The sequence below is a fragment of the Mesorhizobium sp. M0136 genome, assembly GCF_040322515.1.
Classification (GTDB): domain Bacteria; phylum Pseudomonadota; class Alphaproteobacteria; order Rhizobiales; family Rhizobiaceae; genus Mesorhizobium.
Genome location: NZ_JAMYTP010000026.1, coordinates 1 through 26678 on the forward strand (window position 1 = coordinate 1; position 26678 = coordinate 26678).

Sequence of the window (26678 nt, forward strand, 5' to 3'; positions counted from 1 at the left end):
CGCGCTCATTAAACCAAACTAATCGGGGGTTTGGGGCTGGGGTTTTCCCCCACCCAAAACCACACCCGCGGGGGGGTGGCCCGGCCGCTCTTGTCTGGAATTCCAATTCGGCTGTTAGTTGTTGCCGAAGAGGTTGCGGTCGGCGCCCTGAGGCGCGGACTTGGGCACATCGCCGGACGAATTCAGCAACTTGTAGATCGGCGAGTTGCTGTCACGCACCGAATACGTCTGCGTCTTGTCGACATTGACGGTCGACTGCTTATTGATGTCGCTCCCGCCAACATTGTCGTTTTGGGCATAGGCGCCGCCGGCGGTAATCAAGAGAGCGGCGGCAGTAAGAACAATCTTTTTCATTTGGATACTCCTGGATTTCGGATCAAAGCGGCGGGCATGCCCGCCCGCCTTGATGGTGGGATCGGCTGTTAGTTGTTGCCGAAGAGGTTGCGATCGGCGCCTTGGCCGACCGGCTGCTTTTCAGCCTGATCTGACTTCTTGAGGGAGGCCGTGTACGAGCTGTCGACCGCGACAGCCGGCTGGTTGGCTCCGTTGGAACCATAATTGTCGCTGGCGGCGAAGGCGCTGCCGGTGATGGCCAAAACGGCGACGGCGGCAAGAAAGATCTTTTTCATTTCAATACTCCTGAATTTTTTCAGATCCCGGGCGGCGGATATGCCCGCCGCCCTGATGCTGGGATCGGCTGTTAGTTGTTGCCGAAGAGGTTCCGGTCGGCGCCCTGGACAGGCTGCTTGTCAGCATCAGCCGGCTTCTGAATGGAAGCCGTGTACGAGCTGTCGCCCGAGGCGGCAGGCTGGTTCGCACCATTGGAACCATAATTGTCGCTGCCGGCGAAGGCGCTGCCGGTGATGGCCAAAACGGCGACGGCGGCAAGAGCGATCTTTTTCATTTTTAGTACTCCAGTATCTTAGTCTCAGTCCGTCTAGCGGCGTGTCTTGGGAGGAGTTCGCGTCGTTCGGACCGCCCCGATGTGGGAAAGCCAATGGCCAGTTTCCAATCACGAAGTTGTTTGGTGTGGACCAAGAATCTACACCTTGAAATTGTGCCACGGACTCCCTCCGCCACATTTTTACCGTTTAATGCCAACAAGATAGCCCATCGCCTCGGTCTGACTGCAAGGGGACTTGGAAGGCAGCGTTCACAGCGTCCTGCACGCATTGTCAACAGAAACGAACCGTTCGGTTCGATTTTTTAAACCGATAAAAGTCGCAGCCGGGGTTGTTTGTCGAATCGTTAACCATTTCAGCCAAGCGCGGCCTCGCCGTTCTGCCGGTTTTCGGCCCGTTTAGGCCGGCCGGCAAAGGCAGCAACCGGGCAAGCAGAACCGGGTCAGACCCCGTAGCGTTCGGTGCGGATGAGAGCCGCAGGCACCCCGGCATCGATCAGTGCCTCGGCGGCGGCCGTCACGAATGCGTTCGAGCCGCAGACAAAGGCCAGCTTCGGCGGCGCGGGCAACCTGGTCATGGCTTGCACCATCATCGCGGCGTCGACCCGCCGCGCATAATCCGCCGGACGGCGGGCCGGCTCGCGCGTCAGCGTCAGCACCAGGTCGAAGCCATCCCGGCGCTCGGCGAGGTCGATCAGCTCATCGCGAAAGATCACCTCGTCCCAGACCCGCGCCGAAACCACCAGGGCGGCGGCAACCAGCGACCCCCGCATCGCCCGGTGACGGACCATCGACATCAACGGCACCACGCCCGACCCACCGCCGACGAGCAGGAGCGGTCCGCCATCGCCGTCGGACCAGACGAAATGGCCGCCGAGCGGCCCGCGCAATTCGAACTCGTCGCCCACCGCCGCGATCTCGTGAAAGAACGGCGAGACCTCGCCGTCCTCGAGTTTTTCAATCGCCAGCTCGATGGTCTCGCCGGTCTCCGGTGCCGAGGCGATGGAGTAGGAGCGCCGCGCCTGATAACCGTCAGGCGCCGTCAGCCTGACATCGACATGCTGTCCGGCACGGTAGGCGAAGGGCCGCGACGGCTGCAGGAAAAAGCTGGTGACGCGCGGCGTGCGCTTTTGGATGCGGGTGATGGTGACTATCTGCCAGGGCGACTGCGCCGCCGGTGCGTCGCTCATGGATCGTTCGTGTAGCGCTGCTCGCGCCACGGGTCGCCATAGATATGATAGCCTCGCAACTCCCAGAAACCCGGCTCGTCACGCTCGGTGAACTGCAGCCCGTTCAGCCATTTGGCCGATTTCCAGAAATAGAGATGCGGAACGAGCAGCCGCGCCGGGCCGCCATGGTCGGGGGTGATCGGCTTGCCCTCGTAAAGCAGCGCCACCATCGCCTTGCCGCCGGTGAGATCCTTCGTTGGCACGTTGGTGGAATAGCCGTCGAAACCCAACGCCAGCGTGAAGGCGGTGGGCGGCTCGATGCCGGCGTCGGCAAGGATGTCGTCGACCAGCACGCCCTGCCACGCCGTGTCGAACTTGGTCCATGCGGTGACGCAATGGATGTCGCGCGTCATCTTGGTCAGGGGCAGCGCGTTGAACTCGGCCCAGTTCCACTTCTTGATCGGCCGCGGCCCGTGCTTAAGCGTGAACGACCAATCCTCGGTGCGCACATGCGGCGTCGGGCCGGCCGACAGGACCGGGAAACCTTGCTCGAGATATTGCCCCGGCGGGATACGTGCACCCGTATCTGTCGGCGGCTTTCGTCCGGAAGAGAAACCTCGGGTAGCCATCGAGAATATCCGTTTGCGCAAGGTCCAATCGACCTTTGTCAGTTTTCTCGAAGACGCGCGCTCGGGCAACCGAAATCTTGGCTCGGCCGGCAATGCCCTCCATCGATCTTGGCAGCGCGGCGCCTGCCTCAGCCACTGGCGAAGGGGACGGCGACAAACATCTGGGCGTCGCCGCGCTGGACAAGCAGCAGCACCGATTTCTTGCTGGATTTGGCAGCCTGCACAATCGCCTGGTTAGCCTGCCTGGCGCTTCTCACCGGATGCTGGTCGACGGCGACGATGATGTCGCCGGGCTGGATGCCGGAAGCCGATGCCGCCTTGTTCGGGTCGACGCGCTCGACCAGTGCGCCGTGCTGGTTGCCTGCCAGGTTCATTGCCTGGCGTACATCCGGGGTGACATCCATCAGGCGGAGACCGAGCGCCGGTGCACGGAGGCCCTGCTCCGTCGACGGCTGACCCTGATCGCCGGTCACCGATCCCGTTGCCATGTCGTCTTCGTTGCGCCCGATCTCGACGGAGATCTGCAGGCTTTGGCCCTTGCGCCAGACATTGAGGGTTTCCCTCGTGCCGGGCGCAACGTCGGCGACAGCGCGCGACAGGTCCCTTGGGTCCTTTATGTCGCGATCGGCGAAGCTGGTGATGACGTCGCCGGTCTCGATGCCGGCCTTGGCGGCCGGCGATCCGTCGCTGACCTGCGCGACGAGCACGCCGGCGGGGTGATCGAGGCCGATGGCGCTCGCCATATCAGGCGTCACCGGCTGGATCTGGACGCCCAGGTAGCCGTACTGGATGGAGCCGCCCTTCATCAGCTTGGCGACGACCTTTTGCGCCTGGTCGGAGGGGATGGCGAAGCCGACGCCGACACTGCCGCCATTCGGCGAAAAGATCGCCGTGTTGATGCCGACGACATTGCCGTTCACATCCGTCAGCGGGCCGCCGGAATTGCCCCGGTTGATCGGTGCGTCGATCTGGATGAAGTCGTCAAACGGCCCGCTGTGCAGGTCGCGGCCGCGCGCCGAGACGATGCCGGCCGTGACCGTGGTGCCAAGGCCGAAAGGATTGCCGAAGGCGAGCACCTGGTCACCCGGCATGAGCTTGTCGGAATCGCCCCATCTGACGGTCGGCAGGGGCTTGCCGGCTTTGACCTTGAGCACGGCAAGATCGTTCTTGGCGTCATGGCCGATCAATTTGGCGGGAAGCTCGGTGCCGTCGTCGAGCGTCACCTTGATCGATTGGGCGCCATCGACAACGTGATTGTTGGTGACGATGGTGCCGTCGCTGGCGACGATGAAGCCTGAACCGAGCGCCTCGGTGCGCGGCGCCTGTTCCGGCGGTGTTTTGGGAGCGGGCAATCCCTGGTCACCGAAGAAATGGCGGAAATAGTCGTCGAAAGGGGAGGTTCCGCCAAAGGGAGAGGCGTCGCTCATGGTGTCGGGCTGTTGTACTTTCATGACCGTCGTGATGGTCACCACCGCCGGCTTATCGGCCGCCACGACCGGCGCGAACGAGCCGCTCGGCGCCGTCATGCCGGTGACGGGAGGGGTGACCGTTGCCGCCAGGACATCATTCAGCCTGGGAGCGAGAGGCAGGGCGAAAGGGCTGACGATCAACGCTGCGCCCAGCAGAGCGGCGACGCGATGTCTGCGAAGGGTCTGAATTGGTGACATGGCCGTTGTCCGGGCGAGAGATTGGTGAAGCGCCCTAACGTTCCGTCACCGGAACAATTCATCGGCGCGTCGGTCGTCGGCCTTGCCTGTCTCGCCTGTCAGGCAGCCGACCGGATCGACAGCCCCGCATCTAGGGCGCCGATCATGGTTTCCAGATAATGTTACGAAGATTTAATTTTCGGCTGGCAACCGCCGTGCCGGGCTTGCGCCGAAACCCGAAAACAAAAACCCGCCTGACGGCGGGTCGTTGGGGCAAATCAGCACCATACCCAGATTACTAGCATAGCTGCCGGCACAAAGCAAGAACAAAATAGTTGCCCAAGCCAAATCGCTTCAGGCCGCCCCTCACTGCCCCGCCAAGGCTTCTATGCCGCTGTCCCGTCCGTTCGCCTGAGATACGCCGAGGCGATCTCACGCATCCGCCTGCCGTCGAAGCTCGGTCCATGACCGCCATGGCCGATCCGGATCGGCAAGTCGAGCAGCCGCTGCATGGTGCGGCGGTAGGCGGCACGATCGGAATCCGGCAGGTCGTCGATCAGCGTCGCGTCATAGATGGCGTCGCCGGCGAAGAACAGGCCGTCTGCCTCATCGAACAGCGCGATCGAATCCGGAGAGTGGCCGGGCAGGTGCAGGACGCGGAATTGCCGGTCGCCGAGGTCGATCCTATCGCCCTCGTCCAGGGTCCGGTCCAGCGGCGCCGGTGGAATCCTGTAATCGGCCGCTTTCCAGCCGTTTGCCGGCAGTCTGGAGACGGCGCCTTCGAGATCATGGAACATGTAGGCGTAGGTCACCGCTTCGTCCATGCTGTCGAACTGCGTGGCGCTGTGGCGCGGACCTGCCCGCAACGGAAACTCGTGCAGCGAGCCGACATGATCGAGATGGATATGCGTGGTGACGACGAGCAGCGGCTTGCCGGCCGGCGTGTCGATCTGCGGCGCCAGCGGGCAGATCCCCATGCCGGTGTCGACCAGCAGGTCGACATCGCGGCCGCGCACATGCCAGATGTTGGCGCGCACGAAATCATGCACGAAGGGCTCGGTCAGCATCATCGTCTTGGCGTCGACGATGGTTTTGCTGAACCAGCTGTCCATCAGATAAAGGCCGGCATCAGACGAACGGCTTACCGACCTTGTACTTTCGCGGAACCAGCCGCTTCAGATAGGCCATGCCCGCATTGGACAGCCGGTTGACGTCGGGCAGCATGAAATCATCCGGCATATGGCGTGTCTTGCCGGCGACGTTCTTCAGCGGCACCTTCTTCAGCACGGTTTTTTTGCCGTCATATTGCAGCGCCACGGAACCGCCGCCCTCGTCGGCCACGGTGACGGCGAAAGCGCCGGCATCGAAGGCCTCCCGCGCGTCCACCGCGCTGATGGCGCCGACATAGCCGCGCGGCATATAGCCGAGCGCATCAACGCGCGCCCGCTTGCCCGGCAATCCTTCGGCGAGCGCGCGCTCCAAGGCTGCCGGCAGGTCGCTGCCCGACAGCTTGACGTTGCCGTGCTGGTCGCGCTCCAGCCTTTCCGGCGGCACCAGGCTTTCGACCAGCGCCTTGCCGTCAGCGGTGCTGACGCCTTCGGAGACGGCAACGATGCAGCGCTTGTGGCGGTCGAGCGTGGCGCGCACGTCGTCAATGAAACCGGCCGCCGAGAACGGCCGCTCCGGCACGTAGACGAGATGCGGGCCGCTGTCCTGGTCGAGCTGCCAGGCCGCGGATGCGGCCGTCAGGAAACCGGCATGCCGCCCCATGACGATGCCGACATAGATGCCCGGCAGAGCGCGGAAATCGAGATCGACCGAAAGGAATGCTCCAGCGACGAACTCGGCCGCCGACATGAAGCCGGGCGTGTGATCGTTCTCCTCGAGATCGTTGTCGATGGTTTTCGGCGCATGCACGAAGGCGATCTTGCCGCCGGCGGCGTCGGTGAGGATCTGCTGCGTGCCCGAGGTGTCGTTGCCGCCGATATAGATGAAGGCGTCGGCGCCGGCTTTCTTCAGGCCATTGAGGACGAGGTCGCAATAGGCGGCATCCGGCTTGTCGCGCGTCGAACCAAGCGCGGCGCTCGGCGTCGCCGCGATCAGCCGCAGGCGGTCCTCGGGGATGGCGGAAAGATCGACGTAATTGCCGTCACGAATGCCGCGCACGCCGTGGATGGATCCCAGCACCTTGGCGCCGGGATGCCGCTTGCGGATTTCGAGCGCAGCACCCACCACGGTCTGGTTGATGACGGCGGTCGGGCCGCCGCCCTGCGCGATGACAAAAGTTCCGGCCATTGTTCACGTCTCCCGGGCGATGAAATCGCAGGCACATTCGCCTGTCTTGCGGCATCGCGCAACGGCAGAGTGATCGCTGAAGGCGAAGCCGCCGTTCAGACGACGACGACCGGGTTTTTCTTGGAGACGCGGCTGTAGAGATCGATGATGTCCTGGTTGATCAGGCGCACGCAGCCCGACGACATCGCCTGGCCGATGCTCCACCATTCGGGCGAGCCGTGGATGCGATAACCGGTGTCGCTGCCGTTCTGATAGATGTAGAGGGCACGCGCGCCGAGCGGATTGTCGAGGCCGCCCGGCTGTCCGCGTTGCCACTTCACCAGTTCCGGCCTGCGGGCGATCATCTCGGGCGGCGGGGTCCAGACCGGCCATTCCTTGCCGTACTGGATGTTGGCGCGGCCGGACCAGCGGAATCCGTCCTTGCCGATACCGACGCCGTAACGGATCGCCTCGCCGCCGGGCTGCACGAGATAGAGCAGCCGTTCCTGCGAGTGAACGACAATGGTACCGGGCTGCTCGCCGGTCGGATCGACGACAATCTGGCGGCGAAACTCCGGCTTGATCTTGAGGTAGGGCACCTCCGGCACGTTGAAGCCACCGTCGGTAAGCGAAGCGTACATCACGTCGGGGCTGGTGATGTTCTTGTCGACGCTGATGCTCGGACGGACGGGCCGGATCGAGCCGGTGGTGACGTCGTCGAGCTGGAGCGACGGCAGATCCAGCGTCTGGCTGCAGCCTGTGACGCCGAGCAGCGCCAACGCGCCGGCGCCGGACAGCACCGTGCGGCGGGAAAGCTGTAGTTCGGTTTCGATTGCGTCGCCATTATGCGGCAGCGACAGACCGTGCGGCAACTCACGCATTTACCCAAACCCTACGCTGTCGGCGGGAAACACGGTCCGGCCGGATAGCAGGCATTTTCACCAATCATGGTTGAAAAAGCGTGAAGGCCAGCCGCCTGGCGTTAACGACGCGCTTTTTCGATTCTTGCCTCTTTACATCTGCGCGAGGCCAAGGATTTATCCTCTTCTTTAAGCTCAAGGAGAAGAAAATGTCCTTCGAAAACTGGGCCGCGTTTGCCGCCGCCTCGGCAGTCCTTCTGGTCATTCCAGGCCCGACCATCCTGCTGGTGGTTTCCTATGCACTCGGCCAAGGCTGGCGCACCGCGCTGCCGATGGCAGTCGGCGTGGCGCTCGGCGACTTCACCGCGATGACACTGTCGATGCTGGGCATCGGCGCGCTGCTGGCGGCGTCGGCCACCGTATTCACGGTGCTGAAGGTGATCGGCGCCCTCTATCTGATCTATCTCGGCATCAAGCTGTTTCGCGCCGGCGGCGCGCTCCGGGCCGAACCGCGCACCGATGCGGTGTCATCGGCGAAAATGGCGGCGCATGCCTGGCTGGTTACTGCGCTCAATCCGAAAAGCATCACCTTCTTCGTCGCCTTCCTGCCGCAGTTCCTCGACCGGCACGCGGATTTCTGGACACAGATGCTGATCTTCGAGACGACCTTCCTGACGCTCGCCTTCGCCAACGCGCTCGGTTATGCGCTGATCGCCGCAAGGGCGCGCAACGTCGTGCGCAATCCAAAGGCGATCCGCATCTTCAACCGCACCGGCGGCACGCTGCTGGTCGGCGCAGGCATCGCCACGGTGGCGATGCGATCGGGTAACTGAGGACACGCCATGGCGGTCAGGGATGCATTCGGCCTGACACTGTCTGGCGCGACGGAGGCCGGGTTTTCGTCCTACAGCCAGGCCGTGCGCGAATTGCAGTGCTTCATCGGCGATCCGGTCGGCTCCATTGACCGGGCAATCGCCGACGATCCCGGCTTCGTCATGGCGCAGGTGTTCAAGGGTTATCTCTTTGGCCTCGCCACCGAGCGTGAGGCGACGGCGGTGGCCAAGGCATGTCACGAGGCGGCGCTGCCGCTTGCCGCGACGACACGTGAGCAGGCGCATGTCGCCGCCCTTGGCCACCTTGCGGAGGGACGCTGGCACGAGGCCGCCCGCGTGCTGGAGGATATCGCCATCGAGTTTCCGCTCGATGCGCTGGCGCTGCAGACCGGGCACCAGATCGACTTCTTCACCGGCAACGCGCGCATGCTGCGCGACCGCATCGGCCGCGCGCTGCCGTCCTGGCAGAGCGGCATGCCGGGCTATCACGCCATACTCGGCATGCAGGCCTTTGGCCTGGAGGAAATGGGCGATTACGCGCGCGCCGAAAAACTTGGCCGCACGGCGGTCGATCTCGAGCCGCGCGACGGCTGGGCCCAGCATGCGGTGGCCCATGTCATGGAGATGCAGAGCCGGCAAAAGGACGGCATTCTGTGGATGCGCGCCAATCCCGAAGCGTGGACGCGGGAAAGTTTCCTGCAGGTGCACAATTGGTGGCACCTGGCGCTGTTCCACTACGATCTTGGCGAAATCGACGAGGTGCTGGCGCTCTATGACGGGCCGATCTATGGCGAGCGCTCGACGCTGGCGCTCAACATGGTCGATGCCTCGGCGATCCTGTGGCGGCTGCATCTCGGCGGCGTCGATGTCGGCAGCCGCTGGGCGGCGCTCGCCGCCAACTGGTTGCCCAAGGCCAGCGCCGGCCATTATGCCTTCAACGACGCCCACGCAATGATGGCGTTTGTCGGTGCCGGCCTCGACGCGCCGGCCAGCGGCTTGCTCGAGGCGCAGCGCGAGGCGATGCGCGGCAAAGACGACAACGCCGCTTTCACCCGGGATGTCGGCCATCCCCTGACGCTCGCCATCAAGGCATTCGGCGAGGGCAATTATGCCGGGACGATACGCCTGATCCGGCCGATCCGGGCGATCGCCCACCGCTTCGGCGGCAGCCACGCCCAACGCGACGTCATCGACCTGACGCTGATCGAGGCGGCATTGCGTTCCGGTGATGGCGCGCTGGCAAGGGCGCTGGCGGCGGAACGCGCGCTGGCACGGCCGGACAGCCCGTTGTCGGCACTGTTTTCACGGCGCGCAATCGCTCTCACGGCGAATTGACCAAGATTAAATCTTGCCTTAAAAACTGCCCCGGCCAGATTTTTTCGAGTGTCGAAAAAATCTTCGCGTGTTGACTGGAGCGTTTTTCCGGCAGCACGATTGCCGGGATATCTTCGCCGTCCGTGTCGCAGGACTGGGCCGGGGAGCAAGAAAGACCGTCGCCGCCAGGCCTGACGGATATGGGAGGAAGCATGTATCTCGGCCTCGATCTCGGCACGTCGGGCGTCAAGGCGCTGCTGATCGATGCAAGGCAGGGCATCGTCGGCTCCGGCCATGCGCCGCTCGATGTGTCGCGCCCGCATCCCGGCTGGTCCGAGCAGAACCCGGCCGACTGGATTCGCGCCTGCGAAGCGGCGATCGCCGAGCTGAGGTCCATGCATGCGAAGGAGCTCGCGGCGGTTAAAGGCATCGGCCTTTCCGGCCATATGCATGGCGCCACCCTGCTCGATGCCGCCGACCAGGTGCTGCGCCCCTGCATCCTGTGGAACGACACACGCAGCCACGCCGAGGCGGCTGCACTCGATGCCGACCCACGCTTTCGCAAGCTGACCGGCAACATCGTCTTTCCCGGCTTCACCGCGCCAAAGCTCGCCTGGGTGAAAAACAACGAACCGGCTGTTTTTGCCAAGGTGGCAAAGGTCCTGCTGCCGAAGGACTTTTTGCGGCTCTGGCTCGCCGGCGACCATATTTCGGAAATGTCGGATTCGGCTGGCACGTCGTGGCTCGACGTCGGCAAACGCGCCTGGTCCTCCGAACTGCTAGCAGCGACGTCGCTGGACGAAAGGCAGATGCCGTCATTGGTCGAAGGCACGGCCAAGGCCGGTGCCTTGCGCGGCGAACTGGCTGCGAAATGGGGCATCCAGACGGGCATCCCGATCGCCGGCGGCGCCGGCGACAACGCGGCCTCGGCCTGCGGCATGGGCACGGTCGGCGCCGGCCAGGCTTTCGTCTCGCTCGGCACATCGGGCGTGCTTTTTGCCGCCAACGCGTCCTATCTGCCCAATCCGGAAAGTGCGGTGCACACCTTCTGCCACGCACTGCCCGGCACCTGGCACCAGATGGGCGTCATCCTGTCGGCAACCGATTCACTCAACTGGCTGTCGGCAATTGCGGGAAAAAGCGCCGTCGAGTTGACCGCCGAACTCGGTGATGCGCTGCAGGCGCCGACCGGTGTCTCCTTCCTGCCGTACCTGTCAGGCGAGCGGACGCCTCACAATGATTCCGTCATTCGGAGCGCCTTTACCGGGCTTGCCCACGAGTCGGGCCGCGCGGCGCTGACCCAGGCCGTGCTCGAAGGCGTCGCCTTCGCCTTCCGCGACAGTCTCGAAGCCCTGGCCAAAGCCGGCACGACGCTGACCCGGGTGACGGCGATCGGCGGCGGCTCGCGTTCGCGATACTGGCTGAAGGCCATCGCCACAGCGCTTGGCCTGCCAGTCGATATTCCAGCCGACGGCGATTTCGGCGCCGCCTTTGGCGCCGCCCGGCTTGGCCTGATCGCGGCGACCGGCGCCGATCCGCGCGCCGTGTGCACGGCGCCGGCGACGGACGCCACGGTCGAGCCGGTCGCCGCCCTCGGCGGTGCCTATGCAGATGCCTATCAGCGCTACCGCCAGCTTTACCCGGCGATCAGGAGCGCCACGGCGTGAGCGGTTTCCCACCCTCGCCGTGGCCTGCCGAGAAGGCCTCACTGTGCCGGCACCTTGTCGAGAAAGCCGGTGACGCTTTTCAGCCGGCCATTTTCGATGACGCCGATATCGGTGCCTTCGATGACGGACTCGACGCCTTCCGGCCCGAGATTCCAGGAGAAACGGATGGTATCGGCGAAGCCGTCCGGCTTGCCTTTCAGCGAGAACCTGAAGCCGGCAAAGCGCTGCTGCACGCCTTCGATCAGCGCAGCGATGCCGTCATGGCCGTCGCCCTGCATGATCGGATCGCGGTAGCCGACGTCCTCGGTGAAGGTCGCCTCGAGCAAGGCTTTCCTGCGTGCGGCGTCGCTCTCGTTCCAGGCGGCGATGTAGTTTTCGGCAATGGTGTTGAGGTCGGTCATGGTCTGTCTCCTTCGTTGGGTGGCTTTGACATGAGCCTTTTCGACCAGCGCCAGCGCGAAACCAATTACGCCTGAGGTAATCAGGCCGAACCATGCGAGAGGAAAAGAACATGAGCAGCGGTTTTTTCGGCGACATCCAACAGATCAAATACGAGGGACCGGATTCGACCAATCCGCTGGCCTACCGGTTCTACAATCCCGACGAGATTGTCGCCGGCAAGCGGCTCGAAGACCATCTGCGCTTTGCCGTCGCCTATTGGCATTCCTTTGCCTGGCCGGGCGGCGATCCGTTCGGCGGCCAGACATTTGACCGGCCGTGGTTTCCGAAGGCCGGCAGCACCGACACGATGGAGTTGGCCAAGCTCAAGGCCGACGTCGCCTTCGAGATGTTTTCGTTGCTGGGCGCGCCTTATTTCTGCTTCCACGATGCCGACGTGCGGCCGGAGGGCCGGGACTTTTCCGAAAGTGCGGCGCGGCTCGACGAGATCGCCGATTATTTCTCGGAAAAGATGAAGCAGACCGGCGTCAAGCTGTTGTGGGGCACGGCCAACCTGTTCTCCAACCGCCGCTTCATGTCAGGCGCCGCCACCAATCCCGATCCGGACGTCTTTGCCTATTCGGCGGCGACGGTGAAACACTGCATCGACGTCACCAAGCGTCTGAACGGCGAGAATTACGTGCTGTGGGGCGGCCGCGAGGGCTATGAGACGCTGCTCAACACCGACCTTGCCCGCGAGCAGGAACAGGCGGGCCGTTTCCTCAATCTGGTCGTCGATTACAAGCACAGGATCGGCTTCGAAGGCACCATCCTGATCGAGCCGAAGCCTCAGGAGCCAACCAAGCACCAGTATGATTACGACGTCGCCACCGTCTATGGCTTCCTCAAGCGTTTCGGGCTGGAGAATGAGGTCAAGCTCAACATCGAGCAGGGCCACGCCATCCTGGCCGGCCATTCGTTCGAGCATGAACTGGCGCTGGCCAATGCGCTGGGAATCTTCGGCTCGATCGACATGAACCGCAACGACTACCAGTCGGGCTGGGACACCGACCAGTTCCCCAACAATGTGCCGGAGATGGCTCTCGCCTACTATCAGGTGCTGCAGGCCGGCGGCTTCAAGACCGGCGGCACCAATTTCGACGCCAAGCTCAGGCGCCAGTCGCTCGATCCACAGGATCTGCTGATCGGCCATATCGGCGGCATGGATTGCTGCGCTCGCGGCCTCAAGGCGGCAGCGCGCATGGTCGAGGACAAGGCGCTGTCCGGCCCGCTCGCCGAGCGCTATGCCGGCTGGGATTCGGCCGAGGCCAAGGCGATGCTTGCCGGCAAGCGCACGCTGGAGGAAATCGCCGAGCGCGTCGTCAAGGAGAGGATCGAGCCGCAGCCTAGATCCGGTCGCCAGGAACTACTCGAAAACATCGTCAACCGGTACGTCTGAGGCGTACCATCCCGCGGCCGCATTGTTCAGCGGCCGCGGGATAAAGACGACTTTCCGCGGGGCTGAAACCGACAAGGTTTGCCCCGTGCGAAACTTTTGGTCTGATTGCTGACCGGGCTGGCATTTGCCTTTAGCCGTGATCGAGGCCTCTCAGGTAGGCGCAGAACATGTCGGCCATGGCGTCGGCGTAGGCTTCGATCTCCGCGGGGGTTCGGGGCAACTCCGAGAACTGCTTCCCCACCGTGCTGAGCGTCGTCATGACCAGGTCGCCGGCCAATTCGCGAGTCGCTTGCGCGGCGTTGGGCAACGCCTCCTGCATGAAGAGTTGGATGGTGCGGTCTCCGGACGCCCTTGCCGCCTGCGCCTCAGGCGCGTCGCGGTAAAGCGGTGCGGCGTCGTCGAGCGCCACACGCACCGCGGCCTCGTCACACTCCGAGCGGACGAAGGCGTGGACCAGGCCGCTCAGCCGGTCAAGTGGCGGTTTCCCGACATCCTCGAGGATGTCGCGCAGCAAATCGGTCGTCTGCCGCCATTCGTCGCTCTGGAGCCGGAACAGGATCGCGGCCTTGTTCGGAAAATACTGATACAGCGATCCGACACTGACACCGGCCTTCTCGGCCACCCGCGCCGTGGTGAAGCGCTGCGCGCCTTCCTTCGCCAAAACCTGAACAGCAGCCTGCAAAATCGCAGCAACGAGCTCCGCCGAGCGGGCCTGCTTGGGCTGTTTTCGCGAGGAAATCCGCGGACTGCGGTGATCGCTCATTGAGAGGCGCGCCGATGCGATTAGTAAATGCGAATGATTAGTCGTATTTTGAATGTCGCACAAGAACACATTCCATTCTGACTGGAGACCGATATGACCACACTGACGACACCGCCGCTCGCGCCCCTGCTGGACCGCCTGTTCGAGGAAGCCGCTGCGGCGACGAGCCCTGCAGTGGCGGAATTCTCCGCCGAGGAGCGGAGCCGCCTCGTTCGAAGCAAGACCGAATACCTCGATTTCTATGGGCGGCTAAAGGACCTCTGGCTTCCCGTTTCGCGAGAGACCGGCACGCTGCTCTACATGCTGGCACGGGGCAGCAGCGCAAGGACGATCGTTGAATTTGGAACCTCGTTCGGCATCTCGACCCTGCACCTTGCCGCAGCCTTGCGGGACAATGGCGGTGGCCGCCTCATCACCAGTGAGTTCGAGCCATCCAAGGTGGCGCGCGCCAGGAACAATCTGACGGCAGGCGGTCTCATCGACCTGGTGGAAATCCGAGAAGGAGATGCGGTGCAAACATTAAGCGTCGATCTTCCCGAAACCATCGACCTGCTTCTGCTCGACGGCGCCAAAGCGCTCTATCCAGAGATCTTGAGTCTGGTCGAAAGCCGCCTCAGGCCGGGCGCCTTCGTCGTTGCCGACAACGCCGATCTTTGCCCCGAATACCTCGAGCGGGTGCGCTCGACCGGAAGCGGCTACATGTCCACGTCGTTCAGCGAGGATGTCGAGCTGTCGATGCGGCTTGGCTGAAGCACTGCCTGACTTGCGGGAACGATCGTGCCCAAGATGGGCGGCGGCGGATAAAACTTTGCCCGGCGCCGCCCATCAATCGCCTCGCTCTTGCCTTCAAACAGCCGTCACGAACCTCCTATAGTGTGGTTCGTGGCGGGAACGGAAAGAAGGAGGCGAAACGATATGCAGCACGAACGCGAAATCGACGCCCTGCTCTCATCTGGCGACGCCGGATCGATCATCGACCGGCTGATGGCGCTGCCGCACCCGAAGCAAGGTGCGCTGAGTGCGAACGAATGGGATCGCGCGGTCGCCAGCCGCTTCGAGACCCATCTTGCGAGACAAATGCGCTCGCAGATCGACGGCAACAGCGAGCGCCAGGACGCTGCCTGATCTACCTTTGTCTATGCATGCCGTTGTCCCAAGACCGCTACGGACTTTTGGGCGACATGCATTATCCCCGACGCAGCCTGACCGGCGCTTCGCCGAACGCTCTTGAAAACGCTCTGGAAAATGCCGCGGCGGACGAAAACCCCGTTCGCCCGGCAATATCGGCCATAGCCACGCGCGTGTCGACCACCAGCCGGCGCGCGGCGCCGAGGCGCAGCCTGAGATAATAGGCGCCGGGCGTTTCGCCGATCGACTTGCGAAAGATACTTTCCAGCGTTCGTGCCGTCACCCCGGCGCGCTTGGCCACCGCGGCTATGGTCAGCGGCTGGTCGATATGCGCTTCCATCAGCCGGATGGCTTGCGCCAACCTGGGATCGTAGCCGTCGAGACGGCCGAGCGAGACCAGCGGCTGCGCGTCGGTCGCGGCGCGCGCCTGGTCGTAGATGAAGACGCTCGCGACATCGAGCGCCACGGCCATGCCGAGCCGCGTGCGAATCAGATGCAGCATCAGGTCGAATGTCGGCGAGGCGCCGCCGGAGGTGAACACCGGGCCGTCGATGACATAGCGATCGGGGCGCACGTCGACGCCGGGAAAGGCCGACGAGAAATCCTCCATGTCCTCCCAGTGGGTGGTGGCGCTGCGCCCTTCCAGCAAGCCCGCGCGCGCCACCAGCCACGTACCCGCCTCGACGCCGCCGCAGGCGCGTGCCGCGCGCGCCGCCCGGCGCAGTCCGGACAGCAGGGCCGATGTGGCATAGTTCTGCGTGCCGAATCCGGCGACGACGACCAGCATGTCGGTTGTGTCAGCCGCATCGAAGCGGCCGCTGACCGCCACCGGCAGGCCGCATGTGGTAACCGGCGCCTCGCCCGTCACCGAGACCAGCCTGAAATCGAACAGCGTCTCACCGGCAACGCGGTTTGCGGCGCGCAATGGATCGACGGCCGAGGCGACGCACATGATCGATGAGCCGGAGAATACCAGCAGCGTTACCTTGAGCGGCAAACGCTCGGCCTGAAAGATCGTCGGTTTTTCGTTTTTGGTCACACGATCTTCGTAAAACGCAAAACAGTTTCCGGCAAGTCAGGCATTCTTGCCCTGCGTCCTATTGGGAGAGAGTCCGATGCCGTTAGCGATGAACCGTGAGGTCTTCATTACCTGTGCCGTGACCGGGTCCGGCAGTTCGCAGGATCGCAGCCCGCATGTGCCGCGTTCGCCCAAGCAGATCGCCGATTCGGCCATCGAGGCGGCAAAGGCAGGTGCGGCGATCGTCCACTGCCATGTGCGCGATCCCGAAACCGGCAAGCCCAGGCGCGACGTACACCTTTATCGCGAAGTAACGGAGCGCATCCGCGCGGCGGATGTCGATGTGGTTTTGAACCTGACCGCCGGCATGGGCGGCGACATGGTGTTCGGCCCGCCGGAAAACCCGCTGCCGCTGAACGAAAAAGCCACCGACGTGGGCGGTGCCAGCAACCGCATGGAGCACGTCCGCCAGTGCCTGCCGGAAATCTGCACGCTCGACTGCGGCACGATGAATTTCGCCGAGGCCGACTATGTCATGACCAATACGCCCGGCATGCTGCGTGCCATGGGCGGCATGATGACGGCGCTCGGCGTCAAGCCGGAAATCGAGGCTTTCGACACCGGGCATCTGTGGTTCGCCAAGCAATTGGTCGAGGAAGAAGTGCTGAAGCCGGACGCCTTGGTGCAATTGTGCATGGGTGTGCCGTGGGGGGCGCCGGACGACCTCAACACCTTCATGGCGATGGTCAACAATGTGCCGTCGACGTGGAACTGGTCGGCTTTTGCCATCGGCCGCAACCAGATGGCCTACGTCGCTGCCGCGGTGCTCGCCGGCGGCAATGTCCGCGTCGGGCTGGAGGACAATCTCTGGCTCGACAAGGGCGTGCTGGCGACCAATGCGCAGCTGGTCGAGCGGGCGGTCAGCATCGTGTCGAATATGGGCGCCAGGGTCATCGGCCCGGACAAAGTCCGCAAGAAGCTCAACCTGACGAAGCGCGCACCGCTTTGAACGGGGAATCGGTTGGGAGGAGCCGCCGATGAAGACCGTGAAATTCACCGCCATGAAGGACGGCGACCGCGAGGATTACGCCTTCCTCACCGAGCACGAGATCGACTACGCGGCAAAGACCGGCGAACGGCTGCTCGACGCGCTCGTCCAGCTTGATGCGGGTCTCTCGGGCTACAAGATCACCCGGCTCGGTCATTCGCTGCAAGCGGCAACGCGGGCCTGGCGCGACGGCGCCGACACCGACTGGATTGCCTGCGCCTTGCTGCACGACATCGGCGACATCTACGCGCCCTATAATCACGACGAGTATGCGGCGTCGATCCTGAAACCCTTCGTTCGCGAGCAATGCACCTGGGTGGTGGAAAAGCACGGCGATTTCCAGCGCCTCTATTACGCCCATCACCTCGGCGGCAATCGGCACGCCCGCGACCGTTTCGCCGGGCACATCTACTTCGACGATTGCGATGAGTTTTGCGAACGCTGGGATCAGTCGAGCTTCGATCCCGACTACGAGACATTGCCGATCGATTTCTTCCGGCCCTTCGTGCTCGAAGTGTTCGCGCGCAAGGCCTATGACGCGTCCGTGATCCGTGCCGGCGAACGCGTTGCCCTCACGGACCCCGCAACAGCCAGCACAAGAACCGGAGCTTCCGCATGAGCATCATCAACAAGGCGGCCGCCATCGGTGGTGGCGTGATCGGCGCCGGCTGGGTCGCGCGGCTGCTGCTCAACGGCATCGACGTATCGATCTTCGATCCCGACCCCGAGGCATCACGCAAGGTCGGCGAGGTGATGAAGGGAGCGCGACGCGCCTACAAGCAGATGCTGCCCGGCGGCTTGCCGAAAGAGGGCAAGCTCACCTTCGCCAAGACGCTCGCCGAGGCGGTGGCCGATGCCGATTTAATCCAGGAAAGCGTGCCGGAGCGGCTCGACCTGAAGCACCGCGTGCTGGCCGAAATCGACCTTTATGCGCCGGCCAACGCAATTGTCGGCTCCTCCACTTCCGGCATCAAGCCGACCGACATGCAGGTGGCGATGAAGAAGCATCCGGAGCGGCTGGTCGTCGGCCATCCGTTCAACCCCGTCTATCTGCTGCCGCTGGTCGAGATCGTCGGCGGCGAACAGACCTTTCCCGAGGCGATCGAGGTCGCCAAGGAGATGTATGCCTCGATCGGCATGAAGCCGGTGGTGATCCGCAAGGAGATCGAGGCATTCGTCGGCGACCGCCTGCTCGAAGCCGCCTGGCGCGAGGCGCTGTGGCTGGTCAAGGACGGCATCTGCACGGTCGAGGAGCTCGACGACATCATGCGCTATGGCTTCGGCCTGCGCTGGGCGCAGATGGGCATGTTCCAGGTCTATCGCGTCGCCGGCGGCGAGGCCGGCATGCGCCACTTCATGGCGCAGTTCGGCCCGTGCCTGAAATGGCCCTGGACCAAGCTGATGGACGTGCCGGAGTTCAACGACGAGCTGGTCGAGCTGATCGCGACCCAGTCGGACGACCAGGCGCACGGTCTGTCGATCCGCGATCTCGAAAAGATCCGCGACGACAATCTGGTCGCCATCATGGAGGCACTGTCGAAGCAGAACAAAGGCAAAGGCTGGGGTGCCGGCGCCTTGCATAGGGACTACACCAGGCAGTTGGCCAAGCTTGCGACGAAGAAGCCCAGCGCCTCCAGGGCGGCCGAAAAGGCCAAGGCTGAAAAGCCGAAGAAAAAGAAGAAAGGCTGAGACCATGGATTTTGGTCTTTCGGAGGAGCAGAAGCTCATCGTCGAGACGACGCGGGCCTTCGTCGAGAACGAACTTTACCCGCATGAGCGCGAGGTTGAACGCACCGGTGTGCTGCGTCGCGAGCTGATCGAGGAGATCAAGGCCAAGGCGATCGAAGCCGGCCTCTATGCCGCCAACATGCCAACGGAAGTCGGCGGCGCCGGGCTCGATACGGTGACCTGGCTACTCTATGAAAAGGAGCTCGGCCGCGCCAATTACGCGCTGCACTGGACCTGCGTGGCGCGACCTTCCAACATCCTCCTTGCCGGCACGCCGGAGCAGCGCGAGAAGTATCTGTTCCCGTGCATTCGCGGCGAGAAATGGGATTGCCTGGCAATGACCGAGCCGGGCGCCGGCTCCGATTTGCGCGGCATGAAGGCAACCGCCGTGCAAGACGGCGACGACTGGGTGCTGAACGGCACCAAGCATTTCATCAGCCACGCCGACCTCGCCGATTTCGCCATCGTCTTCATGGCCTCAGGGGAGGAAGAGTCTTCGCGTGGAAAACGCAAGAAGATCACCGCCTTTTTCGTCGACAAGGGCACCAAGGGCTTTACCGTGCGCGACGGCTACCGCAATGTCTCGCATCGCGGCTACACCAATGCCATTCTCGAATTCGACGATTGCCGGCTGCCGGCGAGCCAGGTACTCGGCGAGGTCCAGAAGGGCTTCGAGGTCGCCAATTCCTGGCTCGGCGCAACGCGCCTGCAAGTCGGCGCCACCTGCCTTGGCCGTGCCGAGCGGGCGCTTGGCCATGCCATCGAATACGCCGCGCAGCGCCAGCAATTCGGCCAGCCGATCGGCAAATTCCAGGGCGTGTCGTTCAAGCTCGCTGACATGGCGACCGAGTTGAAAGCCGCCGACCTGATGGTGTTCGAAGCCGGCTGGAAGTACGATCAGGGCACCGTCACCGACCAGGACATGGCCATGGCCAAACTGAAGGCCACCGAAATGCTTGGCTTCGTCGCCGACGAGGCGATCCAGATCCATGGCGGCATGGGGCTGATGGACGATTTGCCGCTGGAGCGCATCTGGCGCGACGCCCGCGTCGAGCGCATCTGGGAAGGCACTTCGGAAATCCAGCGCCACATCATCTCGCGCGCGCTGCTGCGCCCGTTCGAGGCCTAAGCATGACCCCAAAAAGTGGAATCCGGTCTTTGGAAAAGATCATGCTCAGACGAAAAGATGACAATGCACAGGCTTGAACGTCTTTTACGGCCGAAATCGATCGCCGTCTTCGGTGGTGCGCAGGCGGCGGCCGTCGTCGCGCAATCGATCAAAATGGGCTTTGCCGGCGAGATCTGGCCGGTGCATCCGAGCAAGGACGAGGTCGCCGGCCGCAAGGCCTATCGCTCGGTGGCCGAATTGCCCAGTGCGCCGGATGCCGCTTTCGTCGGCGTCAACCGGCACTTGACCATCGAAGTGGTCAAGGGGCTGGCGGAGCGCGGCGCCGGCGGTGCGGTCTGCTTCGCCGCCGGCTTTCTCGAAACCGAGGCCTATGACGAAGACGGCGAGCGGCTGCAGGCCGAACTGGTCGAGGCGGCCGGCCAAATGCCGATCATCGGGCCGAACTGCTATGGGCTGATCAATTACGCCGACGGCGCGCTTTTGTGGCCCGACCAGCATGGCGGCATCAGGCTGCCGGAAGGCGGTCGCGGCGTTGCCATCATCACCCAGTCGTCGAACATCGCCATCAACATGACGATGCAGAAACGCGGCCTGCCGATCGCCTTCCTGATGACCGCCGGCAACCAGGCACAGACCGGGCTTTCCGAAATGGCGCTCGGCCTGATCGAGGACGACCGCGTCACCGCGCTCGGCCTGCATATCGAGGCCTTCGATTCGGTAGCCGGCTTCGAAAGGCTGGCGGCACGGGCACGCGAGTTGAAGAAGCCTGTTATCGCCATGAAGGTCGGCCGCTCCGAGCAGGCACGGCAGGCGACCGTCTCGCATACCGCGTCGCTGGCCGGCTCGGACGCGGCGTCCGGCGCCTTCCTGAGGCGGCTCGGCATCGCCCGGATCGATTCAATTCCCGCCTTCGTCGAGGCGCTCAAGCTATTGCACGTCACCGGCCCCCTGCCCGGCTATCGGCTGTCCTCGATGAGCTGCTCGGGCGGCGAGGCGTCGGTCATGGCCGACAGCGCCGAAGGCCGCTGGGTGACGTTTCCGCCACTCACCCCCGAGCACCGCGCGCGGGTCAAATCGACGCTCGGGCCGCTGGTCGCGGTGGCCAATCCGCTCGACTACCACACCTTCATCTGGAACAACGAGCCGGCGATGACCGCCACCTTCACCGCCATGGTGTCTGGCGGCTTCGACCTCAATATGCTGGTGCTCGACTTTCCGCGTCCCGACCGCTGCTCGGACACGGACTGGTGGGCGACGCTGCGCGCCTTCGAATCGGCGCTGAAGACCAACAGCGCGCAGGGCGCGATCGTCTCCTCGCTGCCGGAAAACCTCCCCGAGGAATACACTGCCGGCCTGATGGCGCGGGGCATGGTGCCGCTGTTCGGCATTTCCGAGGCCATGGACGCCGCCCAGGCGGCAGCCTTCATCGGCTGGGCGTGGCGCGAGCCGCAGGCGCAGCCGATCGACACTTCGGCGTCCGGCGCGCCGGCCGGCGACCATGTCACGCCGGACGAGGCCGAGGCGAAGGCGCGGCTCATCGAGGCCGGGCTCCCCGTGCCGAAGGGCGAGCGCGCCGGCAACGCGGTCGAAGCTGTGATCTCCTCGATGGCGCTCGGCTTCCCGGTGGCGCTGAAGGCTCTTGGCGTCATCCACAAGTCCGAGCTCGACGCGGTCCGGCTCAACCTCAGGGATGCCGAATCGGTCAGCACCGCCGCCCATGATCTCGGCCCCCTCGGCACCGGCCTTTATGTCGAGCGCATGGTGCGCGACGGCGTCGCCGAGCTGCTGGTCGGCTTCACCCGCGACCCGATGTTTGGCGCGGTAATGACGCTAGGCACCGGCGGCGTGCTGGTCGAGCTGTTGCGCGACAGCGTCACACTGATGCTGCCGGCGACCCGTGACGACATCGAGGCCGCTTTGCGCGGGTTGAAGCTGTTCCCGCTGCTCGACGGTTATCGCGGTCGGCCCAAGGCCGATGTCGCAGCTGCAATCGATGCGATATCGGGCATTGCCGCTTTCGTGCAGCAAAATGCCGGCGAGATCGAGGAGCTCGACATCAATCCTCTGATCGTCTGCACCGAGGGCAAGGGCGCCTGGATCGCCGACGCGCTGCTGGTGCTGGGAGAGAACAAAAATGTCTGACGTCATCACCACCCGCCGCAAGGGCACGATCCTCGAAGTCATGCTCGACCGGCCCAAGGCCAATGCCATCGACCTGAAGACATCGCGGCTGATGGGCGAGACGTTCAAGGGGTTTCGCGACGACCCCGACCTGCGCGTCGCCATCGTCAAGACCGCCGGCGACAAGTTTTTCAGCGCCGGCTGGGACCTGAAGGCAGCGGCTGGCGGCGATGCCGTCGACGGCGACTATGGCGTCGGTGGCTTCGGCGGGCTGCAGGAATTGCGCGATCTCAACAAGCCGGTGATCGCCTGCGTCAACGGCATGGCGGTCGGCGGCGGCTTCGAGCTGGCGCTGTCCTGCGACCTCATCTATGCGTCGGACCACTCCTCCTTCGCGCTGCCCGAAATCCGCGCCGGTACGCTGGCCGATGCGGCAACGATCAAGCTGCCGAAGCGCATCCCTTATCACGTCGCCATGGACCTTTTGTTCACCGGCCGCTGGATGGATGTCGCCGAGGCGCATCGCTGGGGCCTGGTCAACGAGGTGCTGCCCAAGGAAAGACTGGAGGACCGCGTCTGGGAGATCGCCCGGCTGCTCGCCAGCGGCCCGCCGCTGGTCTTCGCCGCGATCAAGGAAACGGCCCGGGTCGCAGAATCGCTGACCTTCCAGGACGCCATGAACCGGGTGACGCGCCGGCAACTGCCGACGGTTGACGCGCTCTACGGCTCGGAGGACAATCTCGAGGGCTTTCGCGCCTTTGCCGAAAAGCGCGATCCGGTGTGGAAGGGCAGATAGTGAGTGTCTCTGGAACGACGGCGTTCCGTCCCACCCCCCTCCGGCCTGCCGGCCAGGCGGATTCGTTACGATCCGTTCCGTTTCCATGACCAACTACAAGAAACTCATCGACGCCGAGACCTGGGCCTTCATCGAACGGACCAATTCGTATTATCCGCCGGATACGATCGACTACACGATCGCCGAGCAGCGCGCGATCTACGACCGGATGTGCCGCGAATTCTCTGCCGGCTATCCGGATGGCGTGACGGCTGAAACCACCGTCATTGCCGCGCCAGCGCACGACGTCCCGATCCGCATTTATCGCAGCGCGGCGCCGAACGCCTCTGCGATGGTGCTCTATGTCCATGGCGGCGGCTACATCCTCGGCGGACTCGACAGCCATGATGATGTCTGCGCCGAGCTTTGCGCCCGCACCGGCTATGAGGTGGTCTCGGTCGACTACCGGCTGGCGCCGGAACATCTGCACCCGGCCGCCTTCGACGATGCGATTGGCGCCTTCGAATGGGCCACCGCCACTTACGAATGCCCCGTCCTGCTCTGCGGCGACAGCGCCGGCGGCAATCTCGCCTGTGCCGTCAGTCATGCGACGCGTGGCCACGTGACAAAGCCGGTCGGCCAGGTGCTGATCTATCCTGGCCTTGGCGGCGACCGTTCAAGCGGTTCCTATGTCACGCATGCCGAAGCGCCGATGCTGACGATGCGCGATCTGGAGTTCTATAAAAACATCCGGACGGGCGGAGTGGACGCCACAGGCGACATCACTTTGTCTCCGCTTGCGGACGCCGATTTCGCCTATCTGCCGCCTACCGTCGTGATCACCGCCGAATGCGACCCGCTGTCGTCAGACGGTGAAGCCTATCGCGACCGCATCGTTGCCGCAGACGGACGCGCCTGGTGGTTCGAGGAGCCGGGGCTGGTGCACGGCTATCTCAGAGCCAGGCACACGGCCGGCCGCGCCCGCTCGAGCTTTACCCGGATTGTCGATGCCGTGACGGTACTTGGGAAGGGTGAATGGATCTGGTGAGGGCTGCCCTCCTCGCCGCGAAGGGCCTTTATCGGCCGCTATAGCTCTACTTGCGGCGGCGTCGGCGGCCGGAGACCCGCCTCAACCAAGGTCCCAAATGAAAGGCGCTCATCAGCAAGTACATCGGGACCATGCCGCCCAGCGGCGACGCATCTTGCCCGGTCGAGCACATCATATCCGGCGCTCCGCCGAGAAACGTCAGCAGCGCCATGGTTGCGAAGGTCGGCGCGGCCGCAAAGGACAGCCAATCGGCTGCGCCAACGCCGGCCGGGCTCGCATCGCCGGTGGATCCGCCTGCATGAATCTCGCTCATGGCCATAGTCCTGCATAGCGAGCGGGATGCGGTCGAATGAACGTGCATCCCGCTCCTCCAATTGTCCTAGCCGCATTTCCGCGACGCCAAACGTTCTATTCGGTGCGGTTCCGGAACGCGGCCTCTCCGGCGTCCGACACCTCGACCCACTTTTTGTCGGGAACGGTTTCGGCGCCGTAATTGTCGTGCCAGTTCCACCACTTGTACGTCGGCGTCTGCGGATAGCCTTCGGGCGAATCCTCCCAAACCTCCTGGCGGCCGAGCGGCGACAGGTCGAGATAGCTCCATACGGTCCCCATCGCCTCGTCGCCGCGGTTGTTGATGAAGTAGGTACGGAACACGCGATCGCCATCGCGGATGAACACGTTATGGCCGTGCCATTCGTCAACGCCGAAATCGGCATCGAAGCTGTCGGTGATGGTGTACCAGGGCATCTTCCAGTCCATCCGCGCCTTCAGCCGTGCAATGTCGGCCTGCGGTGCGCGCGAGGCGTAGGCAAGCGTGGTGTCGCGGGCGTTCAGATGGGCAAGATTGCCGACCTGGTCTGCCCCCAGCGAGCAGCCGCGGCAAGCGTGATCGGGCCAGCCGAATACGCCGGGCTCGAAGAAAGCGCGGTAGACGATCAGCTGACGGCGGCCCTCGAACAGGTCGAGCAGGCTCACCTTTCCGTTGGGGCCCTCGAACGTATAGGCCTTCTCCACCGCCATCCACGGCATCCGCCGACGCTCGGCGGCCAAGGCGTCGCGAGCCCGGGTCACGGTTTTCTCCTTCACGAGCAACTGCTGGCGCGCGGCCTCCCACGCATCAGGCGAAACGACCGGTGGTGTCTTCATCGCGAGCCGCGTCGTCTGCTCGCCTGTGCCATTCTGATGTGCCGTCATTGTGCATCTCCCTTGCTGGTCTGTTGTCGCACCATTCCCGGCGCGACGTGTTGCTGATTGGTCGTGAGCCAGGATAGGGGCGATAGCGGATTGGCGAGAGTGACAAGTGTGACGCGATTCCGACGGGTCCGCTGATCCCGGCCAAATTCGCCGCCCGCGACGCCTCTGCTCATTCCTACCCGGACTGCTGGATGGGCCGTGCGCCGGCCAGGTAGCGATCATTGTCAAACGGTTCGGCCTGGTTGCTTTCCGGGCTCCACAGCTGCCGGTGGGTTCGTGTGAGATCGCCGAGATAGACATGCAGCGCACCGGATCGCGCGCTGCCCGTATTCGCAACCGCATGCACGGTATTTGACGCCATGTGCACGACGGCAGGCGCTGCGATGTCCTGCCTTTCGGGAACATCGAGTTCGCTGCCGGCAACGGGATAGATGAAGTTCGTCTCGCTGCCCTTGTAGATGCCGATCAAGGCATCCATCAGGTGGTTGTGGGGCGGGTACTGCAGGCCGGGCGACAGCGTGATGTGATAGATCGTCAGGTTCGGGCTCGCATGCAAAAGAACCTCGTCGTCGTCTTCTTCGTGGGCGAGTGTTCCCGATGCGTGAAAACGGTTGGTGTAGTCGCCCAGGACCGTCCTTACCGCTTCGAGGGGATCTGGTCCCTTCGCGGCATTGACGATATCATCGGCAACAGCGTAGAGAGGCGAGTTGGCGGGTAAAGGCATATCAGTCATCCTCCCTGAGATGCTCAGATTTCCAACCTGAGGTGCTCACGCTAGCGAATGCCAATGCCAGCGTCAACCGGACAGCCAAACGGACAAAATATGAAAACGACGAAGTTGACCGCCGAACCGGCAAGGCCGGCCACGGTCGAGGCGACAGCACTGTCAGCCGCCGACGTCCTTCGCAGGGAACAGGCATATGAGCAGCTGAGGAACGACATCATTGCCTGCGTGCTGCGCCCCGGCGAAGCGCTGACCGAGAAACAGATCGGCGATCGATACCAGATCAAAAAGGCGACCATCCGCGCGGCGTTGGCCCGTCTGATGCAGGAAGGTCTGGTCAGGAGCGAGCCGCGCCGCGGCTACGTCGTTGCAACGCTCAGCCTGCGGGACGTCAACGAGATTTTCGATGTCCGCAGCTTGATCGAACCGGAAGTGTTCAGGGTGGCGGCATCGAACATTACCGAGCGCGGGCTGGAGGACATCGGGCTGGCAGCGAAAAAAGTGCTGAAGCCGGAGACGTTGCGTAGTCACGTTGCATTCCTGGCGGCTGATCGTGCGTTTCGTCTGGTCCTTGCGGAGCTCTCGGGAAATTTACGACTGGCGCATCTACTGGACCAGATACTCGACCAGTCGGCGCGGGTTCTCCACCTTGGGTTCAAGTCCCGCGACTTCACCCAGTTGATCATCGCCCAGCAAAAAGAACTGGTTCTTGCCTGCGAGGCAGGCGACGTTTCCGGCATCGTCAAACTTGCCCGTTCGCAGTGCCTGTTTCTCAAGAAGCAGGTGCTCGAGGCTTTGCTTGCCGGTTCCAAGCTTCAGGACGTCAATTTGCAGCCCTTCGCCTAGAGCGGTTCTCCTGGAACCGGTAACCC

29 protein-coding genes are annotated in these 26678 nt (G+C 63.7%); 14 read left to right on the forward strand and 15 right to left on the reverse strand.

Translation table 11 applies throughout. The features are described 5' to 3' along the window. Nucleotides 1-114 precede the first annotated feature (114 nt). From NKJ35_RS25565 to NKJ35_RS25605, 9 genes are all read right to left on the reverse strand, one after another. Nucleotides 115-354, reverse strand: a complete 240-nt coding sequence (locus tag NKJ35_RS25565; RefSeq protein WP_352480242.1) for a DUF680 domain-containing protein — start codon at nt 352-354, stop codon at nt 115-117. 68 nt (nt 355-422) lie between these two features. Further along, nucleotides 423-629, reverse strand: coding sequence for a DUF680 domain-containing protein (locus tag NKJ35_RS25570; protein ID WP_352650132.1), 207 nt, complete (start codon nt 627-629; stop codon nt 423-425). 71 nt (nt 630-700) lie between these two features. Next, nucleotides 701-904: a DUF680 domain-containing protein gene (locus tag NKJ35_RS25575; protein WP_352480241.1), complete on the reverse strand. Its 204-nt coding sequence runs from the start codon at nt 902-904 to the stop codon at nt 701-703. Nucleotides 905-1344: 440 nt separating this feature from the next. Then, nucleotides 1345-2091 (reverse strand): FAD-binding oxidoreductase, encoded by a 747-nt coding sequence (locus NKJ35_RS25580; protein WP_352480240.1) that lies wholly within the window; start codon nt 2089-2091, stop codon nt 1345-1347. Continuing rightward, nucleotides 2088-2699, reverse strand: a complete 612-nt coding sequence (locus NKJ35_RS25585) for a molybdopterin-dependent oxidoreductase (RefSeq protein ID WP_352480239.1) — start codon at nt 2697-2699, stop codon at nt 2088-2090. The genes NKJ35_RS25580 and NKJ35_RS25585 overlap by 4 nt, the downstream gene beginning before the upstream one ends. Before the next feature lie 128 nt (nt 2700-2827). Next, entirely contained in the window at nt 2828-4366 is a 1539-nt protein-coding gene (locus tag NKJ35_RS25590; RefSeq protein WP_352650134.1) for a DegQ family serine endoprotease, read from the reverse strand. A 365-nt stretch (nt 4367-4731) separates the two neighbouring features. Next, nucleotides 4732-5457, reverse strand: coding sequence for an MBL fold metallo-hydrolase (locus tag NKJ35_RS25595; RefSeq protein ID WP_352650136.1), 726 nt, complete (start codon nt 5455-5457; stop codon nt 4732-4734). Nucleotides 5458-5473: 16 nt separating this feature from the next. After that, complete coding sequence (locus tag NKJ35_RS25600; protein ID WP_352650137.1) at nt 5474-6640, reverse strand: diphosphate--fructose-6-phosphate 1-phosphotransferase; 1167 nt, start codon at nt 6638-6640, stop codon at nt 5474-5476. Nucleotides 6641-6735: 95 nt separating this feature from the next. After that, on the reverse strand, nt 6736-7500 hold the full coding sequence (locus NKJ35_RS25605; RefSeq protein ID WP_352650139.1) for a L,D-transpeptidase: 765 nt from the start codon (nt 7498-7500) through the stop codon (nt 6736-6738). A 188-nt stretch (nt 7501-7688) separates the two neighbouring features. Here NKJ35_RS25605 and NKJ35_RS25610 point away from each other — a divergent pair, with 188 nt between their 5' ends. From NKJ35_RS25610 to xylB, 3 genes are all read left to right on the forward strand, one after another. Further along, nucleotides 7689-8312, forward strand: coding sequence for a LysE family translocator (locus NKJ35_RS25610; protein WP_352480235.1), 624 nt, complete (start codon nt 7689-7691; stop codon nt 8310-8312). Between the two features lie 9 nt (nt 8313-8321). Next, nucleotides 8322-9647, forward strand: a complete 1326-nt coding sequence (locus tag NKJ35_RS25615) for a tetratricopeptide repeat protein (RefSeq protein WP_352650141.1) — start codon at nt 8322-8324, stop codon at nt 9645-9647. A gap of 191 nt (nt 9648-9838) precedes the next feature. Continuing rightward, nucleotides 9839-11293 carry a xylulokinase gene (gene xylB / locus NKJ35_RS25620; RefSeq protein ID WP_352650144.1) on the forward strand — a complete coding sequence of 485 codons (1455 nt, stop codon included), beginning with the start codon at nt 9839-9841 and terminating at the stop codon, nt 11291-11293. 38 nt (nt 11294-11331) lie between these two features. Here xylB and NKJ35_RS25625 read toward each other — a convergent pair whose 3' ends face one another. Beyond that, on the reverse strand, nt 11332-11694 hold the full coding sequence (locus tag NKJ35_RS25625; RefSeq protein ID WP_352505928.1) for a nuclear transport factor 2 family protein: 363 nt from the start codon (nt 11692-11694) through the stop codon (nt 11332-11334). A 110-nt stretch (nt 11695-11804) separates the two neighbouring features. Here NKJ35_RS25625 and xylA point away from each other — a divergent pair, with 110 nt between their 5' ends. Further along, on the forward strand, nt 11805-13130 hold the full coding sequence (xylA, locus tag NKJ35_RS25630) for a xylose isomerase (protein WP_352650146.1): 1326 nt from the start codon (nt 11805-11807) through the stop codon (nt 13128-13130). A 130-nt stretch (nt 13131-13260) separates the two neighbouring features. Here the strand turns inward: xylA and NKJ35_RS25635 are convergent, their stop codons facing one another. After that, nucleotides 13261-13893, reverse strand: coding sequence for a TetR/AcrR family transcriptional regulator (locus tag NKJ35_RS25635; protein WP_352650147.1), 633 nt, complete (start codon nt 13891-13893; stop codon nt 13261-13263). Nucleotides 13894-13986: 93 nt separating this feature from the next. Between NKJ35_RS25635 and NKJ35_RS25640 the strand changes: the two genes are divergently transcribed. Both NKJ35_RS25640 and NKJ35_RS25645 read left to right on the forward strand, forming a co-directional pair. Further along, nucleotides 13987-14643, forward strand: coding sequence for an O-methyltransferase (locus NKJ35_RS25640; RefSeq protein WP_352650149.1), 657 nt, complete (start codon nt 13987-13989; stop codon nt 14641-14643). A 165-nt stretch (nt 14644-14808) separates the two neighbouring features. After that, nucleotides 14809-15018, forward strand: coding sequence for a hypothetical protein (locus NKJ35_RS25645; protein ID WP_352650150.1), 210 nt, complete (start codon nt 14809-14811; stop codon nt 15016-15018). A gap of 61 nt (nt 15019-15079) precedes the next feature. On the opposite strand, the gene NKJ35_RS25650 is transcribed toward NKJ35_RS25645, so the two are convergent. Next, on the reverse strand, nt 15080-16060 hold the full coding sequence (locus NKJ35_RS25650) for a GlxA family transcriptional regulator (RefSeq protein WP_352650151.1): 981 nt from the start codon (nt 16058-16060) through the stop codon (nt 15080-15082). A gap of 76 nt (nt 16061-16136) precedes the next feature. Between NKJ35_RS25650 and bcoG the strand changes: the two genes are divergently transcribed. The 7 genes from bcoG to NKJ35_RS25685 all read left to right on the forward strand — a co-directional run bounded on the left by bcoG (nt 16137) and on the right by NKJ35_RS25685 (nt 23888). Further along, nucleotides 16137-17048, forward strand: coding sequence for a 3-dehydrocarnitine:acetyl-CoA trimethylamine transferase BcoG (gene bcoG / locus NKJ35_RS25655; protein ID WP_352650153.1), 912 nt, complete (start codon nt 16137-16139; stop codon nt 17046-17048). Nucleotides 17049-17076: 28 nt separating this feature from the next. Beyond that, nucleotides 17077-17706 carry an HD domain-containing protein gene (locus NKJ35_RS25660; protein WP_352650155.1) on the forward strand — a complete coding sequence of 210 codons (630 nt, stop codon included), beginning with the start codon at nt 17077-17079 and terminating at the stop codon, nt 17704-17706. Beyond that, a complete protein-coding gene (locus NKJ35_RS25665; protein ID WP_352650157.1) occupies nt 17703-18776 on the forward strand; it encodes a 3-hydroxyacyl-CoA dehydrogenase NAD-binding domain-containing protein in 1074 nt (357 codons plus the stop codon). The genes NKJ35_RS25660 and NKJ35_RS25665 overlap by 4 nt, the downstream gene beginning before the upstream one ends. 4 nt (nt 18777-18780) lie before the next feature. Beyond that, nucleotides 18781-19944 (forward strand): acyl-CoA dehydrogenase family protein, encoded by a 1164-nt coding sequence (locus NKJ35_RS25670; protein WP_352650159.1) that lies wholly within the window; start codon nt 18781-18783, stop codon nt 19942-19944. Between the two features lie 63 nt (nt 19945-20007). Next, nucleotides 20008-22086, forward strand: coding sequence for an acetate--CoA ligase family protein (locus NKJ35_RS25675; RefSeq protein WP_352650161.1), 2079 nt, complete (start codon nt 20008-20010; stop codon nt 22084-22086). Next, nucleotides 22079-22861 (forward strand): carnitinyl-CoA dehydratase, encoded by a 783-nt coding sequence (locus NKJ35_RS25680; RefSeq protein WP_352650162.1) that lies wholly within the window; start codon nt 22079-22081, stop codon nt 22859-22861. The genes NKJ35_RS25675 and NKJ35_RS25680 overlap by 8 nt, the downstream gene beginning before the upstream one ends. An 85-nt stretch (nt 22862-22946) precedes the next feature. Next, on the forward strand, nt 22947-23888 hold the full coding sequence (locus tag NKJ35_RS25685; protein WP_352480221.1) for an alpha/beta hydrolase: 942 nt from the start codon (nt 22947-22949) through the stop codon (nt 23886-23888). A 46-nt stretch (nt 23889-23934) separates the two neighbouring features. On the opposite strand, the gene NKJ35_RS25690 is transcribed toward NKJ35_RS25685, so the two are convergent. From NKJ35_RS25690 to NKJ35_RS25700, 3 genes are all read right to left on the reverse strand, one after another. Further along, nucleotides 23935-24207, reverse strand: a complete 273-nt coding sequence (locus NKJ35_RS25690) for a hypothetical protein (RefSeq protein ID WP_502904673.1) — start codon at nt 24205-24207, stop codon at nt 23935-23937. 89 nt (nt 24208-24296) lie between these two features. Then, nucleotides 24297-25082 carry a DUF899 domain-containing protein gene (locus tag NKJ35_RS25695; RefSeq protein ID WP_352480219.1) on the reverse strand — a complete coding sequence of 262 codons (786 nt, stop codon included), beginning with the start codon at nt 25080-25082 and terminating at the stop codon, nt 24297-24299. Between the two features lie 175 nt (nt 25083-25257). Beyond that, on the reverse strand, nt 25258-25806 hold the full coding sequence (locus tag NKJ35_RS25700; RefSeq protein WP_254815970.1) for an autotransporter: 549 nt from the start codon (nt 25804-25806) through the stop codon (nt 25258-25260). A gap of 99 nt (nt 25807-25905) precedes the next feature. Between NKJ35_RS25700 and NKJ35_RS25705 the strand changes: the two genes are divergently transcribed. Further along, entirely contained in the window at nt 25906-26652 is a 747-nt protein-coding gene (locus NKJ35_RS25705; RefSeq protein ID WP_352650165.1) for a GntR family transcriptional regulator, read from the forward strand. Nucleotides 26653-26678: the final 26 nt, after the last annotated feature.